The sequence below is a fragment of the Marinobacter fonticola genome, from assembly GCF_008122265.1.
In the GTDB taxonomy this organism is placed as follows: domain Bacteria; phylum Pseudomonadota; class Gammaproteobacteria; order Pseudomonadales; family Oleiphilaceae; genus Marinobacter_A; species Marinobacter_A fonticola.
This window is the reverse complement of sequence record NZ_CP043042.1, coordinates 1,363,184-1,377,527: the sequence shown is the minus strand read 5'-3', so window position 1 is coordinate 1,377,527 and position 14,344 is coordinate 1,363,184. Positions and strand designations below refer to the sequence as shown.

15 protein-coding genes are annotated in these 14,344 nt (G+C 57.2%); 6 read left to right on the top strand and 9 right to left on the bottom strand.

All coding sequences use genetic code 11. The annotated features are described in order from the left end of the window. Positions 1 to 153: 153 nt before the first annotated feature. Entirely contained in the window at positions 154 to 1,044 is an 891-nt protein-coding gene (locus tag FXO11_RS06145; RefSeq protein WP_148862169.1) for a halocarboxylic acid dehydrogenase DehI family protein, read from the bottom strand. 398 nt (positions 1,045 to 1,442) lie between these two features. Between FXO11_RS06145 and FXO11_RS06140 the strand changes: the two genes are divergently transcribed. Beyond that, positions 1,443 to 2,420 carry a transposase gene (locus tag FXO11_RS06140; RefSeq protein WP_148862168.1) on the top strand — a complete coding sequence of 326 codons (978 nt, stop codon included), beginning with the start codon at positions 1,443 to 1,445 and terminating at the stop codon, positions 2,418 to 2,420. 327 nt (positions 2,421 to 2,747) lie between these two features. Here FXO11_RS06140 and FXO11_RS06135 read toward each other — a convergent pair whose 3' ends face one another. From FXO11_RS06135 to FXO11_RS06105, 6 genes are all read right to left on the bottom strand, one after another. Further along, positions 2,748 to 3,050: a CopG family antitoxin gene (locus FXO11_RS06135; protein WP_148862167.1), complete on the bottom strand. Its 303-nt coding sequence runs from the start codon at positions 3,048 to 3,050 to the stop codon at positions 2,748 to 2,750. A 1-nt stretch (position 3,051) separates the two neighbouring features. After that, on the bottom strand, positions 3,052 to 3,324 hold the full coding sequence (locus tag FXO11_RS06130; protein ID WP_148862166.1) for a BrnT family toxin: 273 nt from the start codon (positions 3,322 to 3,324) through the stop codon (positions 3,052 to 3,054). 139 nt (positions 3,325 to 3,463) lie between these two features. After that, complete coding sequence (locus FXO11_RS06125; RefSeq protein WP_148862165.1) at positions 3,464 to 3,766, bottom strand: type II toxin-antitoxin system RelE/ParE family toxin; 303 nt, start codon at positions 3,764 to 3,766, stop codon at positions 3,464 to 3,466. Then, entirely contained in the window at positions 3,767 to 4,036 is a 270-nt protein-coding gene (locus FXO11_RS06120) for a type II toxin-antitoxin system Phd/YefM family antitoxin (protein ID WP_148862164.1), read from the bottom strand. Between the two features lie 383 nt (positions 4,037 to 4,419). Further along, positions 4,420 to 5,103: a response regulator gene (locus tag FXO11_RS06110; protein WP_148862162.1), complete on the bottom strand. Its 684-nt coding sequence runs from the start codon at positions 5,101 to 5,103 to the stop codon at positions 4,420 to 4,422. Next, entirely contained in the window at positions 5,100 to 6,752 is a 1,653-nt protein-coding gene (locus FXO11_RS06105; protein WP_227546056.1) for an ATP-binding protein, read from the bottom strand. The genes FXO11_RS06110 and FXO11_RS06105 overlap by 4 nt, the downstream gene beginning before the upstream one ends. A gap of 250 nt (positions 6,753 to 7,002) precedes the next feature. On the opposite strand from FXO11_RS06105, the gene FXO11_RS06100 reads away from it, so the two are divergent. The 4 genes from FXO11_RS06100 to FXO11_RS20325 all read left to right on the top strand — a co-directional run bounded on the left by FXO11_RS06100 (position 7,003) and on the right by FXO11_RS20325 (position 11,009). Then, on the top strand, positions 7,003 to 7,980 hold the full coding sequence (locus FXO11_RS06100) for a Bug family tripartite tricarboxylate transporter substrate binding protein (protein ID WP_148862161.1): 978 nt from the start codon (positions 7,003 to 7,005) through the stop codon (positions 7,978 to 7,980). Further along, on the top strand, positions 7,980 to 8,435 hold the full coding sequence (locus FXO11_RS06095; protein WP_148862160.1) for a tripartite tricarboxylate transporter TctB family protein: 456 nt from the start codon (positions 7,980 to 7,982) through the stop codon (positions 8,433 to 8,435). The genes FXO11_RS06100 and FXO11_RS06095 overlap by 1 nt, the downstream gene beginning before the upstream one ends. Beyond that, on the top strand, positions 8,435 to 9,958 hold the full coding sequence (locus tag FXO11_RS06090; protein WP_148862159.1) for a tripartite tricarboxylate transporter permease: 1,524 nt from the start codon (positions 8,435 to 8,437) through the stop codon (positions 9,956 to 9,958). Before FXO11_RS06095 ends, FXO11_RS06090 begins: the two co-directional genes overlap by 1 nt. A gap of 364 nt (positions 9,959 to 10,322) precedes the next feature. Further along, on the top strand, positions 10,323 to 11,009 hold the full coding sequence (locus FXO11_RS20325; RefSeq protein ID WP_202980294.1) for a PEP-CTERM sorting domain-containing protein: 687 nt from the start codon (positions 10,323 to 10,325) through the stop codon (positions 11,007 to 11,009). A 146-nt stretch (positions 11,010 to 11,155) separates the two neighbouring features. On the opposite strand, the gene FXO11_RS06080 is transcribed toward FXO11_RS20325, so the two are convergent. Then, positions 11,156 to 11,725: a peroxiredoxin gene (locus FXO11_RS06080; RefSeq protein WP_148862158.1), complete on the bottom strand. Its 570-nt coding sequence runs from the start codon at positions 11,723 to 11,725 to the stop codon at positions 11,156 to 11,158. 149 nt (positions 11,726 to 11,874) lie between these two features. Between FXO11_RS06080 and FXO11_RS06075 the strand changes: the two genes are divergently transcribed. Beyond that, positions 11,875 to 12,768, top strand: a complete 894-nt coding sequence (locus FXO11_RS06075) for an SDR family oxidoreductase (RefSeq protein WP_148862157.1) — start codon at positions 11,875 to 11,877, stop codon at positions 12,766 to 12,768. Between the two features lie 48 nt (positions 12,769 to 12,816). Here FXO11_RS06075 and FXO11_RS06070 read toward each other — a convergent pair whose 3' ends face one another. After that, positions 12,817 to 14,247 carry a sigma-54 interaction domain-containing protein gene (locus FXO11_RS06070; RefSeq protein ID WP_148862156.1) on the bottom strand — a complete coding sequence of 477 codons (1,431 nt, stop codon included), beginning with the start codon at positions 14,245 to 14,247 and terminating at the stop codon, positions 12,817 to 12,819. Positions 14,248 to 14,344: the final 97 nt, after the last annotated feature.

The window sequence follows — 14,344 nt, the reverse complement described above, 5'->3', positions numbered from 1 at the left end:
CTTATCTCAGATTTCGCCGCTGCGTCAGCTACCGCTCAGTCAGTGGCACCGTTTCATAGCTCAGATTGTGAGGTGGGTGTCCTATTAAGCATTAATTCCGAGAAATGGAAAGCCGCAGATCCGAAAAGCGGGGCTGCGTATGGGGTGGAACATCTACGTCGTTACGCTAAGGGGCGACATCAGGGCTGCCTCTCGTCCTCCCAATAGTGCCTGTATAAGCGCCGCATCCAGTAGCATATCGGGAATGAATTTGAGCTGGAAGGCCGTAAGAATAGCCCTAATCTCTTCCTGATGAATGGGGGAAAGCTTAACCGAGGCTGTGGGCCAGCTATCGACAACAGTATGCGCTTTGCCGATAAGCTTAAGCCGGCTGGCAATGTACTCTTCACTCCCGACATACGGCCGGATCTGTTCCCAAGCGTGCTGCAGAAAATCCGGCCACTGTCCCAGTCCGCGATAGTAAGACGAAACCAGCGAATGGCCGTGGCAGCTTTTGATGTCTTCAAATAACTGACGAACCTGAACATCGGCTTTTTCAGGGTCAACCATCTGGACTTTGGCCGCACCCTGTGCAATACCGGAAGGCAGGGATTGCAATAGCTCTGGCGATGTCGCTACGTCAGCTATCTGATCTTCAAACGCTGCCTTATGGAAAAACGTAACGATGAGCAGCAGTTTTGGCAGGACATAATGAATGGTGTCGTTAAAGGCTTGCAATTTGTCAGGGTTATCCAGCCCTGTGAGATCCATCACAGCGCTCACGGGGGCGCCTTTCAGTAAGGCTTGGGCTCGTATGTCGCCACTAGCCTCCTCAAAATGGATTGTCCGCGCGATGGGGCGGACTTGCCCCCACGCTTCTTCAAGATAGTCGGGGTAGTTGGCCAGCGCTCTAAAGATCTTGTTGACGATCGGTACCCGTAGCGTCTGCTGTATATCTTCATAGATTTCTTTCAGACGTGCATCCGCCTGCTCGGGCATGATATCCGGTAGATCTACGGCGAGTTTCATACCTTGCTGAACTAATGATTCCTGATCGCCTGCCATATCTGTCTCCGTTGATCTTTGCAGCCGCAACTAGAACTGTTCGTATACCCTTTGACAACCATCTGGTCAGTGTTAGATGGCTTACTATTGAGCCTGCGGTTGCTATATCAGGTATAGAGTAGAGCCTGAAGCGGCCGCCTGCATTAGCTGGTGCATGACACTCTGTCCATCATTTCCGGATCAGACAGAGGATGCGGAAGTTGCAGAGCGTAGAAGAAAGCGTAGAAGGACACCCAACGAAACCGAGCGAAGACTCCCGACGGCATGAGCGTCGACGGCATGAGGACACCCAACGAAACCATAGCCCGACGGCATGAGGACACCCAACGAAACCATAGCCCGGCCCAACAACTTCTGATACTGTCTATCCATACAGCTACCGAAAGAAGGGAATGCCAATGCCCCGGGCAAGGAAAGCCCAAGTCGCCGTCGAAGCGACACCCTACTACCACTGCGTCAGCCGCTGTGTCCGACGCGCCTTTCTCTGTGGCCAGGATCCTCTGACCGGTCAGGATTTCTCACACCGAAGAGCCTGGATTGAGACCCGCCTGCTCAAACTCGCTACGGTGTTTGCATTGGACGTCTGTGCCTATGCGGTGATGAGTAACCATGTCCATGTGGTCCTGCATATCAATCAAGCGGAGGCCGACCAGTGGACCCTAGGGGCGGTCATTGAGCGATGGCACCACCTGTTCAGGGGCACGATCTTCAGTCAACGCTATCTCCGGGGTGAGCCCCTGCGAGAAATCGAGCAACGCAAACTGGAGGAGCAAGTCGAGATTTGGCGGGCGCGGTTGCAGGACATCAGTTGGTTCATGCGTTGTCTGAACGAAGACATCGCCCGGCGAGCCAACCTTGAAGATGATTGTACCGGCCGATTCTGGGAAGGTCGTTTCAAATCCCAGGCCCTGCTTGACGAGCAGGCCCTGGCCGCCTGCCTGGCCTACGTCGATCTCAACCCCATACGCGCCGGCATCGCCAAGACGCCAGAGACAAGTGAGTTCACTTCCGTCAGGGCTCGAGTACAGCAGCGCCGGAACGATACCGATAACCTGCCTGGCCTGTTTCCGTTTGCAGGCTACCCACGACAGGACATGCCAGTGGGCCTACCCTTCCGGCTGGAGGACTACCTGGAACTAGTCGATTGGACGGGCCGCCAACTCAGGGCCGGCAAAAAAGGCCACATCCCCGAAAACGTACCCCCTATCCTGGACCGCCTCGCCATTGAACCCAAACACTGGCTCTACATGAGTCGCAGCTTTGAAAGCCAGTTCAAAGGACTGGTTGGCACAGCGTTCAATCTGAAGGCGGCCTGTCAGCAATTGGGCTACCGACGGACCGTTGGCCTGGGCCGTTGCCAAATGTTGTTGGGGTAGTCCCCCAACCCACCTTCCTTCACACCGAATATCTGCCCTCTTCGAGTGGCGGGCAGCCGCCTTTTGTTCAGAAAGCCGCATTGCTTGATTTAATAGCCCTGCAAGACGTAAAGCCGTGGCGATTCTCCATTTCGCCGGGTCAAATCGGAAAGTTGAGGCAAATTTTGCTGTAAAGACTGAGCGAGGTCTCCGGCTTAGAGTGGGCGGCTTAGAGTGGGTGTCCTTTTAAGGGCTCCGTTTTAAGGGCTCCAGGTGTCCTTTTAAGTGCTTTATATCCGACGAGTCTGGTGCCATGCCTGGCACACACGCCAGGCACAGCGGCGCGCGTTAGCGCGTCCGTTGGCCTGACTTGTTAGCAGAGATGTCCTTGAAGCCGCCGGAGACATACTTGTGTAGGACACTAGAAACCAAGGACTGGTAAGGAAGCCCCTCTTCCAGTGCCCGACGTTGAAGTGCTTCCAGGTCACGACTGGAGATACGTATGTTGATCCGCTTGTCTTTCTTGAACGTTTCTTCCGCTGCCTTCGTCAAGTACTCTCGACGATCGGCATCCAGATCTGACTCGAACTCTTCGGATTCGTAAGCCTCTAGCAGCTCTTGCTCTTCGGGATCTAATTTGGTCTTTGCCATGCTACCCCCCTAAAAATTTCTTGGTGGCCTTGCGACTGGGGATGACCGACTTGAGAAAAATTTCTCTATCATTCTCAACGTATGGCACCAGCCAGGCGTAATCGTCAACCCGAACCACAAGCAGGCGCTGGTTCGGATACTTGTCCCTGTTGGGGTGAGGTCCATCATCAAGTAAACCACCAGACTGAAGAGCAAACAGGACATCTTCGAAGGAGACACCCCGCTCGCTCATCAACTGCTGGTTCTTCTCAGCATTCCAGTTAACTTGCTTCATGGGACGAGTCTAGCAGAGCGTGTGCCTATTGGCATCTTTCTAACGAAGACGTAGAAGACCACCTAACGAACCGAGTGAAGACTCCGGTCTTAGAGTGGGTGTCCTTTTAAGTGTTTGCGGTCTTAGAGTGGGTGTTCTTTTAAGTGTTTGCGTTTGCTTGTAATTCGAGCTGCCTCTCACTCCGCCAGACTCGAATGAGCACAACCTCTTTAGCCTGCCTGAGATAGACAACTCGAAACGGCGCGTGAATCAATTCGCGAATATGATCCATGTTGAATTCAGGAACAACTCGGCCAGCATCAGGGTGGATTTGAAGCATTTCACAGTGCTCCAGGATAGCAGCCACGAAATCATCACCGATATGTGGCACATCCTGCTCTTTGTAATATTCCTGAATAGCCTGTAAGTCCTCAAGAGCGGACTGCGCGATGCGTAATTCCATTTACTTGATACCCAACGTTTTCCTGGCGTCCTCCAACGATACGGTGTTGCCCTCGCGAACATCCATAAGCCCCTGCGCCACCGCCTTTACAAACCGCAATTCCTCTGCGGTTCTCTCATAATCCTCGAGCCCCTGAACAACAGCTATGCCGCGGCCACGGCTGGTGAGCAGGATGGGGCGATGCGTATCTTGCGCTCGACCAACCACCTTTCCGGGATTGATCTTCAGGTCTGATAGAGGAATGACATCCTCGGAAAATTTCACTTGCATGGTGATTACCTACTCAACGATTTGGTGCTATCAATAGCACCAGTTAACAGGTGCGGTCAATAAACATAGCAGCCAATTATACGAACGCGTTCGTATAACACCCATTCGTATAACTCCAAAGAAAAACGCTCTCAAAAAAGTAACTTTTATCTTTAAAAACAGAACAGTGAGAGCACCCCAACCAATCAAAACCGGAATTATACGCCCCTCCAGAAGCCACACCGCCCCTAAATCTGAAACGTATAACTCCGCACCCCCATGTGTCCACTTTTCAAACGTATCAAATAGTTACCCACCCTTTCGGAAGCCCCCCGGCATTTTACGAACGCGTTCGTATAACTCCAGCTCATATTTCCGAGCGAGACGTGCAAACCCATAGTTTTTTACAACGCCCGATACCGCCGCTCAGGCCGCCCCACCGAGCCGTAGGTCACCTCAGCCATCAGTTCTTCCGCACTCACCAAATACTCCAGATACCGGCGCGCCGTCGTGCGTGAGGCGCCGATTTCCTGGCCGACGGCTTCTGCGCTCCAGTCGCCGGGGGTTTTCATCACGTCGCGGATTTTGTCGAGGGTGAGCGGGTCGATGCCTTTGGGTAGGCGTTGTGCGGACTCGCCGGTAGGCTCCGTGTGGTTTCGCGGCAGGAGGGCGTCGACCTCTTCCTGGGCTACGTTGTTGAGACTGTTGAGGGTGTCCAGATGCTGGCGATAGCGCTGGATGGCCGCTTGCAGGCGTTCGAACACCAGCGGTTTGAGGATGTAGTCGAATACGCCGCCGCGTAGTGCGCTGCGTAGGGTGTCCACTTCCTTGGCGGCGGTGATGAGGATGACGTCGCTGGGACTGTCGCCGGCGCGCAGTTCGCGCAGTAGTTCCAGGCCGCTGCCGTCCGGAAAGTAGACGTCGAGCAGTACCAGGTCCGGCTGGAGCACGTCGACCTGGTCACGAGCGTCTGCCAGGGTATGGGCCATACCGCAGAGCTCCACATCGTCCATGCGCTCGACAAAGCGGCGCTGTATTTCGGCGATCTGGCGGTCATCCTCGACAATAAACAGGCGAATGGACTTCAAGACGCATTGACCTCCGGCTGTCCGGGCGCGTTCGATGGTTTGGGTGTTTTCGATAAATACAGTGTAAACCGGCTGCCCGAGGGCTGCAGTGTCTCGACGGTCACTGAACCACCCCAGCGATCGACGAACTGGCGCACCAGATACAGGCCGATACCGCGATCACCCTCCTGTTTGTCGGTGACGCCGCGTTCGAAGATGCGTTCGTGCTGGTTCTGCGGAATGCCGGGACCCTGGTCTTCCACTTCGAAAATCAGGTCGTGGCCCAGGTCGGTCATGCTCAGGTGTACGAGGCCGCCCTCCCCCTGATACTGGCGCGTGGCTTCCAGCGCGTTGTCGATCAGGTTGCCGAGCACGCTGACCAGTTGATCCCTCGGCAGTTTTTCCGGCACGTCCGCCATCTGGCTGTCCGGGTCGATGACCAGCTTCAAGCCCATTTCCCGGGCGCGGTTGTATTTGCCCAGCAGGCAGCCGGCGAGGACCGGGTCGGGCACGGCTTCCAGCAATAGATGGATCAAGGCCTGGTGATCACTCACTTCGTTGCCGATCAACGCCAGCGCTTCTTCGTTAGCCCCTATCTGGATCAGTCCGGCAATGGTGTGCAGCTTGTTGGAATATTCATGGGTCTGGCTGCGCAGGGTGTCGGCATACTGTTGAATGCGGGTGAGCTGCCGGCTGACCTGGTCGAGCTCGTCGCGCAGGCGGAAACTGGCGACCACGCCGATAATCTCGTCCCCCTGTTTGACCGGCAAGCGGTTAACGATCATTTGCCGTCCTTGCAGCCACACTTCCTGATCGAATGCGGACTCACCGGTTTCCAACGCCGTCATCAGGTTGTTGTCGGGCAAAATGTGGGCAATGGGCTTGCCGGCGAGGCGGGTATCCGGGTCGAGCCCCAGCGTCTTGATGGCCGTGCGGTTAAACGTGGTGATGGTGCCGCCGCGGTTGATGGCGATGATGCCTTCGCGGACGGACTGCAAAGTGGCGTCGCGCTCCTGGAACAAGCCGGCAATTTCCTCCGGCTCCAGCCCGAAAATAGCGCGCTTGAAGCGGCCGGCGATGAGGATGGCTGCCAGTACGCTACCCAGCAACATCAGCCCCATCACCGCGTAGAGCACGGTGTTATAGCGCTGGATCACGGAGAAGACCTGATTCAGCGAATAGCCCACCGAAACGATGCCGATAATTTCTCCGTTGCTGACGTCGATAATCGGCGCCTTGCCCCGCATCGAAAGACCTAGGCTGCCCAGCGCTTTGGCCACGTACGCCTGGCCCTTCTCCAGCGCCAGGGTGCCGTGATCGCCATCATCGTCCGCCATCGAGTGGCCGATGCGATCCGGATCGGGATGGGCCAGTCGGATGGCGCTATGGTCACCGATAACGATGAACAGAGCCTCGTTGGTTTCCGCAAGACGCTCGCTCAGCGCCCTCAAAGACTCGGTATCGCGTGCGCGTACGCCCTCGATAATCGACGGCATGGCCGCAACGGTTTTGGACACCATCAGCGCCCGCTGGCCGATCTCGCCGTACAGCGACTCGCTCAGGTAGTAGCCGGCGAAGCCGCCGATCAAGCCGGTCTGGAGCGCACTGACGAGGCCCAGGATGATGATCATCCGAGTTTTGAGCTTGAGCTTTCGGTAGGCAAACGGCATGGACAAACAGCAAATTTATTATGAGTTTCTGCAAGAGGTTAATTCACAGGCGACAGGTTTGCCCGTGAACTTTATGCACAAAACGTCCTTTAAATTCTTTAAAGGCTTTACGCCCACAAACTTCATCGTTGCCTGATCGGTACTTAACCTCCGAGGTGAGTCGTCTGCTCGATGCCAAACCGGCATCACACGGGGAGTATCTCGCAACGAGCCTCCCCTGACGGCACAACAACAAAACCGAGGTGACAATATGCTTATCAAACGATGCCTGTCATTCGTGGCCATGGCCACGTTCAGCCTTTCCGCCTTCGCGTGGGAACCCTCCGGCAAAGTCGAATGTATCGCGCCCGCGGACCCGGGCGGCGGGTGGGACTTTACCTGCCGCAGTGTCGGCAACGTGATGGAACAGCTCGATATCGTTCCCCGCAGCGTTCAGACCATCAATATGGCCGGTGCCGGCGGTGGTGTTGCCTATGCCCACACGGTCAGCAAGCGCGCTGGCGAAGAGCAGGTGTTGGTGGCCGCATCTACTGCGACGACAACCCGTCTCGCCCAGGGTCAGTTCCACGGTATGAATGCCGATATGGTGAACTGGATTGGCGCGCTAGGGGCCGATTACGGCGTCATCGCCGTGTCCAAGGACTCCGAGTATAAAGACCTGTCTTCGCTGATGGATGCGCTTAAGGACGATCCCCGCAGCGTCAAGTTCGCCGGGGGCAGCGCCAAGGGCGGCTGGGATCACCTCAAGGTGCTGATTGCCGCTAAAGCCGCAGGCGTCGAAACGCTGCCACGGATTCCCTACCTGTCGTACAACAACGGTGGCGAGGCTATGACCCAAGTGGTCGGCGGTCACGTCGATGCTTTTACCGGCGATATCAGCGAAGCCCAGGGATTCATGGAATCCGGCGACCTCCGCGTGCTGGCCGTGCTCGCCGAAGAGCGCCTGCCGGGCAAGTACTCGGACATCCCCACCGCCCGTGAACAGGGTATCGATGCGCTTGGCCCCAACTGGCGCGGGTTCTACATGCCTGCGGATATCTCCGACGAGGCCAAGCAGTATTGGATCGACGCTATGGACACCATTTACCAGAGCGACGAGTGGAAGAAGGTCATGACGCAGAATGGCCTGATGCCCTTCCACATGAGCGCCGGTGAGTTCGAGAGCTTCGTCAAGGAGCAGATCCAGTCCATCGAGGACCTGTCCAAGGACATCGGGCTGATTCGCTAATGACCTCCCTCAACGACCGTATTTTCGGCGTTGTGATGATCGTCCTGGCCATCGCCTATGGCTGGGGCGCTTCACAGCTACCCGAACCGTTCGGTGGGTCCGAGGCCGTTGGGCCGGAGACCTTCCCGATTCTCTTGGCCGTGGTGCTGGGCCTCTCCAGCCTGTACATGGTGGTGCGCCCCGACCCGGATAACGCCTGGCCCTGGAGCCGCACCTGCGTGGAACTCGTCATTGCCGTGGTGGTGCTGGTGCTCTACGCCATGCTCCTGCAGCCGCTGGGCTTCATCGTCAGTACGCTTCTGGCCGTCGGCACGCTGTGCTGGCGTATGGGCGCGCGCCCACTGAACGCCTTTATTACCGGCGGCGTGGCGGGTGTCGTGGTTTTCCTGCTGTTCAACTTCGCGCTTAATCTGGCGCTCCCGTTGGGCCTGCTTGATTTTCTAGAGGTGAGCTAATGGAAACCCTTGGCTTCCTGATGGATGGCTTCGCCGTCGCGCTGCAGCCGGAGAACCTGATGTATGCCTTGCTGGGGGCCTTCCTCGGCACGTTGATCGGCGCGCTGCCGGGCCTCGGCCCTGCCAACGGCGTGGCGATCCTGATTCCGCTGGCTTTCACCCTGGGCCTGCGTCCGGAAACGGCCCTGATCATGCTGACGGCGGTCTACGCCGGCGCCATGTACGGTGGGCGGATATCGTCGATCCTGCTTAATATTCCCGGTGACGAACCGGCGATGATGACCTGTCTGGACGGCTATCCCATGGCCCAGCAGGGCAAGGCCGCCGAAGCCCTTGCGATCTCCGCCGTGGCCTCTTTCATGGGGAGCTTGATCGCCACTATCGGCTTAATCCTGCTGGCCCCAATCTTAGCCAACTTCGCATTGACCTTCGGTCCTGCGGAGTACTTCGCCCTATTCCTGCTGGCGTTCGCCACTCTCGGTGGCATTACCGGCAAGAACCCAATGAAGACCGTTGTCGCAGCATGTATCGGCCTGATGATCGCTACCGTGGGTATCGATAACACCGGCGTACAGCGGTTCACGTTCGGGGTACTGGAATTATACGAAGGTGTGGATTTCATCATTGCCATTGTGGGCTTGTTCGCTATTTCCGAGCTGCTGTTCTTCATTGAGGACAAGGCCGGCGGCGGCAAGGAGAAGATGACCGTCAACAAGCTCAAGCTATCCTGGGCCGACATTCGCGGCATCATGCCTTCCAGTTTTCGCGGCGGCGTTCTCGGGTTCATCGCGGGTGTTCTGCCGGGCGCGGGCGCGTCCCTGGGCAGCTTTATCGGCTACACCCTGGAAAAGAAAGTGGTGGGTAAGAAAGGGTACTTCGGCCAGGGCGATCCGCGCGGTGTTGCGGGGCCAGAGGCCGGTAACAACGGTGCATCCAGTGGTGCACTGGTGCCGATGCTAACCCTGGGCGTGCCAGGCAGCGGCACCACCGCTGTTCTGCTGGCTCTGCTGATTTCGTTGAATATCACACCGGGCCCGCTGATGTTCACCCAGAACGCCGATATCGTCTGGGGCGTGATCGCGGCGTTGCTGATCGGCAACTTCCTGCTGCTGGTGCTCAATATTCCGTTGGTGGGCATCTTCGTAAGGCTGCTGTCGGTGCCGCCGATGTACCTGCTGCCAATCGTGACTATGGTGGCGTTCGTGGGCATCTACTCGATCAGCAACACTACCTTCGACCTTTACTTTATGGTCGCCTTCGGCGTCGCAGGCTACGTGCTGCGTAAACTGGAAATCCCGCTGGTGCCGGTCATTCTCGGCCTTTTGCTGGGACCGGAAATGGAGAAGAACCTGCGCCACGCGCTGGATATCTCAGACGGCGACTGGTCGACGCTCTGGAACAGCGGTCTGGCTATCGGTCTGTGGGTTTTCGCGGGAATGGGGCTGATCCTGCCCTACATCGTAGGCCCTATCCTGCGCCGCCGCATGAACTCGGCCATCAAGGAGACGCCCACAGCGGACTAGGTCTTAGCAAAGTTTTCGATGATGATCTGTCATCGGTTCTTGGGGTATCCGGCGTTGCCAGATGCCCCTTTTTTTGGACTATTTTCTTTCGTCACTGCGCCATGCGTTCTGGGTATTCGCGCTTGGAGGCGTGTCCCCGATCTGTCCCAGCAGTGTCATAAAATCAAACACAATTCTTTCTTCGATAAAGCCGTTGCGTCGAATAAACTTACACAACTCTCAACCACCCAACAATTGAAAGCACACTAACTCATTGTTTATGTGACAGCTATCAAAAACAGGCACCATTCCTGCCTATGCTCGCGTGCATTGCATTAGCGCTCCGCCTTCCAGGAGCGTTTGCGCCTATCTCAAGGAGAGTAGTATGAGAATTTCTCGTTGTTTGACCCTGGGTGCCCTGTTGTCTCTTACTGTAGGAACAGCACAGGCTGGTATTATCGATTTCACCGACGCACTCTGGCAAAAGAAGGTCAGCGGCGATAACTCTTCCAGCAAGACCCGCACCGTTGAAGGCATTGACGTTACCGTTACAGCCTATAAGGCCGGCAAGCTGGCGAACCTGACTTTTACTAATTTTGATGGTTCCAGCCACGCGCCTTGCGACACTCTGCTGGCTTGCGAAACCGATGGCACCGGCATCAACGATGACGAGATCTCCTACGGCGCAGGCAACAAAACCGATGTCGAGCGCATCGTAATCACCTTCTCGCAGGCTCTGGACATCACTAAACTGCACTTCTTCGACCTGTTCCTAGAAGGCGGATCAAGCGGCGACCCGGCCGTCGAGAAGGCGCAATGGCAAATTAACGGTTCAGGTGTAGGCGGGACTCTCGACGGCTACCTGGACAGCGGCTACGCCGAAACCGGCTTGCTGGACTATACCGGTGTTTTCCAGATCGAATTCTTTGCCGACACGGCTAAGACCGCCTCGTCCGCGAATTCAGACTTCGCGGTCGCCGGCATCAGCTTCGCTTCAGTCCCCGAGCCGGCAACCTTTGCCCTGCTGGGTCTTGGACTGGCTGGTCTGGTTCTGCGTCGTAAAGCGCAGTAAAACAATCCAGGTCTGCCTTAACGCCTCGCTTATGCGGGGCGTTTTTCGTTTTGGAGGCGGCGAACCTGCAACGCGGAATATTGTGATTCTACTAAGCCCGGTTATGCGCGAAGCTGAAAGGTAACTGACGCAAACGCCTATGGGCATCATCCATCCTCTATTCGCTGGTCCCGCACCCACGCCACCACAGCCTCCGCATGCTGGTCCGGCGGGAATACCGGGTAGAACACTTTTTGAATGACACCGCCGACGGCAATCAACGTCAGGCGCTTGATCAAATGCGTGCCATTGAATTCAAAGGTCGGCAGCGTCAATGCGTTGGCCAGGGCCAGATCGCTGTCATGCAGCAGCGGAAAGGTTAACCCCAGTCGCTCGACAGCCGCTTTCTGCTCATCCAACGGCTGAGCGCTCACACCGAACACACTCGCTCCCAGAACCGTCAATTCATCATGGTGATCACGAAAGTCGCAGGCTTGGGGCGTGCACCCCTTGGCCCCGGGGATATCGGCCCAGCCCGGAGCGGCCGGCGTATTTGGATCGCCGATGCGCGGATAGCAATAAATCACGGTCAGGCCGCTCAGGGCCGAGAGATCAATCGTTTCACCGTGGGTGCCGGGCAACGCAACCGCGGGTATCGCCGCACCATCCAGGTGAACACAGGCGCCATCGTCGGCAGGTACCGGCAAGTCCTCGGAAAATCGGGTGTGTCTTGTCATGGGTTATAGTCCCCGGTTCGCAAAAATGGCAGGCTTATTTTAAATGGCGCGGGTTATCCCGGCCATCGCCCGAGTGTCATACGTCAAGGGCCGCCCGGTGGTCCAATGCACGGCGCGATCAGTCATCTTCAGGAAGGAGGTCATCGAGTATGAACCCGTCTCGTCGTACTTTGCTCAAGGATCCACGCGAACTGTATCCCAAACCCGAGTATCCCAGCCAACAGCAGTCGGTGCCCGGAGAAGAGGGCGACATGCGCCCGTTCCCCGACCATGGCGAGGAGAGCTATCGCGGCAACGCGCAGCTTGAAGGCTACACCGCCCTGGTGACCGGAGGTGACAGCGGGATCGGAAAGGCCGTCGTACTGGCCTATGCCCGAGAAGGCGCGAATGTCGCGTTTACCTATCTCGACGAGGATCGGGATGCCCAAGAGACCGCCGAACTGGTGCGGGCAGCGGGACGCAAGGCGCTGGTTATCAAAATGGACCAGACCGATCGCAATGCGTGCGATCACGTGATCAAGCGCGTCATCGACGAATTCGACCACCTCGACATCCTGGTGAACAACGCCGCCTTCCAGATGAGCTATAACAAACTGGAAGAGATTCCGGACGACGAGATCCACCGTGCGTTCAGCACCAACATCGAAGCCCTGTTCTATTTATGCCGCGCCGCCCTGAAACACATCCCTCCCGGCGGCAGCATCATCAATACCACCTCGATCCAGGCGTTCAAACCGAGCGTGCACCTGGCGCCCTACGCGGCCACGAAAGCGGCAATCGCCAATTTCACCCTCTCCCTGGCCGAGCAGGCGATTGAGCAAGGGGTGCGGGTCAACGGCGTGGCACCGGGACCGGTATGGACACCGCTGATTCCCTCGACGTTTCCACCGGACAAGGTTGAGAGCTTCGGCGGCAACACCCTGTTCGGCCGCCCAGCCCAGCCGGCAGAACTGGCCCCGGTGTATGTATTCCTGGCTTCACCGGCGGCCAGTTTCGTCACCGGTGAAATCTATGGCGTGACCGGAGGCAGCAAGCAGCTTTAGCCCCCGGTTTGGAGGCGATGAACGCTCCCGCTCCCCAACCGGCTCCGATTATGAACCGTCCCGTTCATAGTCGCGCAGCCGGTTATAAAGGGTCTTCAGACTGACACCGAGTAGATGCGCAGCTCGATCTTTACGGCCGTGGACTCGCTCCAGGGTGGCAAGGATCAGATTTTTCTCCATCTCTGCTACAGACGTGCCGATGTTGACCGTCAAGCTAGGGCCACCGCCGGCGTCGGCCGTCAGTGGGTGGCAAATGGCGTCCGGCAAATCGTCAGCACGAATCCACTCGTCGGCCATGATGTGAGCCCGCTGCATAACATTCTTTAGTTCACGCAAATTGCCCGGCCACGGGTAGTTTTTCAGAGCATTAAGCGCGTCCCGGGAAAGCTGCGTGCGACGGCCTGTTTCGGCGTTGAGTTCGTCGAGAAAGCAGTTGGCCAGTAACGAGATGTCGTCCCCCCGCGCGCGCAGTGGCGGTAGCACAATCGGGAACACCTGGATCCGGTACAGCAGGTCGGACCTTAGATTGCCGGCTTCCACTTCCCGCTCCAGCTTGCGGTTGGAGGCGCAGATGACCCGCACATCCGTTTCTCGGACTCGATGACTGCCGACACGCACAAACTCGCGAGATTCCAGCACGCGTAACAGTTTCACCTGTAACTCAATGGGCATCTCCGTGATCTCGTCAAGGAACAGCGTACCGCCATGCGCCCGTTCGAAAACGCCCTGATGATCCTTGACGGCCCCGGTGAAACTGCCTTTGTCATGCCCGAAAAGTTCGCTTTCGATGAGCTGGGGGGACATAGCGCCGCAGTTGACCGGCAGGAAAGGTTTGTCCCGGCGGTCGCTGTGATCATGGATAGCGCGCGCTACGACTTCCTTGCCAGTGCCACTTTCACCGGTCAGCATGACCGTTGCGGTGGTTGGCGCGACTTTGCGGATCTGCTCGGCAATTCGCTGCATGGTGTCGGACTCGCTATGCAACAGGTCCCACACCGTATCTTCCCCCGTCGACGCTGGGGAAGCGCATGCGCCTGAGCGATTTATCATACGATCCGACGTCTGTCCCAGCTCGCTCAAGGCGCTCCAGATGTCGGCGGTGTCCACTGGATTCTGCAGATAGATCAACGCCCCTCTAGCCCGAGACTGCTGGGCAAAAAGGCCTCGCTCGTCCGGTCCCGTCACCACCACCCTAGCACCCAGTTTCGCTGCTTCTTCGATTATCGAAAGCTCGCTCGCCGTACCGCGCCCGACACTGAGAATGGCAATCCCTGGTCGTAGCTCTCGCAAGACCTGGAGGGCATAGCCGGCGTTTTGGGTGAATGTCGCTGTACAGTTTTGAGTATCGGGAATCTCGGAAAGGTGGATAGCTTCGCCGGAATGCGCCAATACAAGTACATGGTTTGCGGATACCGGGCACTCATTTCCCGGCGTGCCCGCTGATAAAGAGGACAGTTTGGATTCCTTAATCACGCTCATCCTTCACGCTCCTTGCATCTCCGTCCAACTGGAAACTGCTTGTCGTGCGGAATGTGACTTGATGGTTGCTACTGCCAGGCTAACTCAAGCCATGCCC

Coding starts and splice junctions, on each gene's coding strand:
- FXO11_RS06145 (WP_148862169.1), bottom strand. CDS start 1,044: ATGGCAGGCGATCAGGAATCATTAGTTCAGCAAGGTATGAAACTCGCC.
- FXO11_RS06140 (WP_148862168.1), top strand. CDS start 1,443: ATGCCCCGGGCAAGGAAAGCCCAAGTCGCCGTCGAAGCGACACCCTAC.
- FXO11_RS06135 (WP_148862167.1), bottom strand. CDS start 3,050: ATGGCAAAGACCAAATTAGATCCCGAAGAGCAAGAGCTGCTAGAGGCT.
- FXO11_RS06130 (WP_148862166.1), bottom strand. CDS start 3,324: ATGAAGCAAGTTAACTGGAATGCTGAGAAGAACCAGCAGTTGATGAGC.
- FXO11_RS06125 (WP_148862165.1), bottom strand. CDS start 3,766: ATGGAATTACGCATCGCGCAGTCCGCTCTTGAGGACTTACAGGCTATT.
- FXO11_RS06120 (WP_148862164.1), bottom strand. CDS start 4,036: ATGCAAGTGAAATTTTCCGAGGATGTCATTCCTCTATCAGACCTGAAG.
- FXO11_RS06105 (WP_227546056.1), bottom strand. CDS start 6,752: ATGCCGTTTGCCTACCGAAAGCTCAAGCTCAAAACTCGGATGATCATC.
- FXO11_RS06100 (WP_148862161.1), top strand. CDS start 7,003: ATGCTTATCAAACGATGCCTGTCATTCGTGGCCATGGCCACGTTCAGC.
- FXO11_RS06095 (WP_148862160.1), top strand. CDS start 7,980: ATGACCTCCCTCAACGACCGTATTTTCGGCGTTGTGATGATCGTCCTG.
- FXO11_RS06090 (WP_148862159.1), top strand. CDS start 8,435: ATGGAAACCCTTGGCTTCCTGATGGATGGCTTCGCCGTCGCGCTGCAG.
- FXO11_RS20325 (WP_202980294.1), top strand. CDS start 10,323: ATGAGAATTTCTCGTTGTTTGACCCTGGGTGCCCTGTTGTCTCTTACT.
- FXO11_RS06080 (WP_148862158.1), bottom strand. CDS start 11,725: ATGACAAGACACACCCGATTTTCCGAGGACTTGCCGGTACCTGCCGAC.
- FXO11_RS06075 (WP_148862157.1), top strand. CDS start 11,875: ATGAACCCGTCTCGTCGTACTTTGCTCAAGGATCCACGCGAACTGTAT.
- FXO11_RS06070 (WP_148862156.1), bottom strand. CDS start 14,247: ATGAGCGTGATTAAGGAATCCAAACTGTCCTCTTTATCAGCGGGCACG.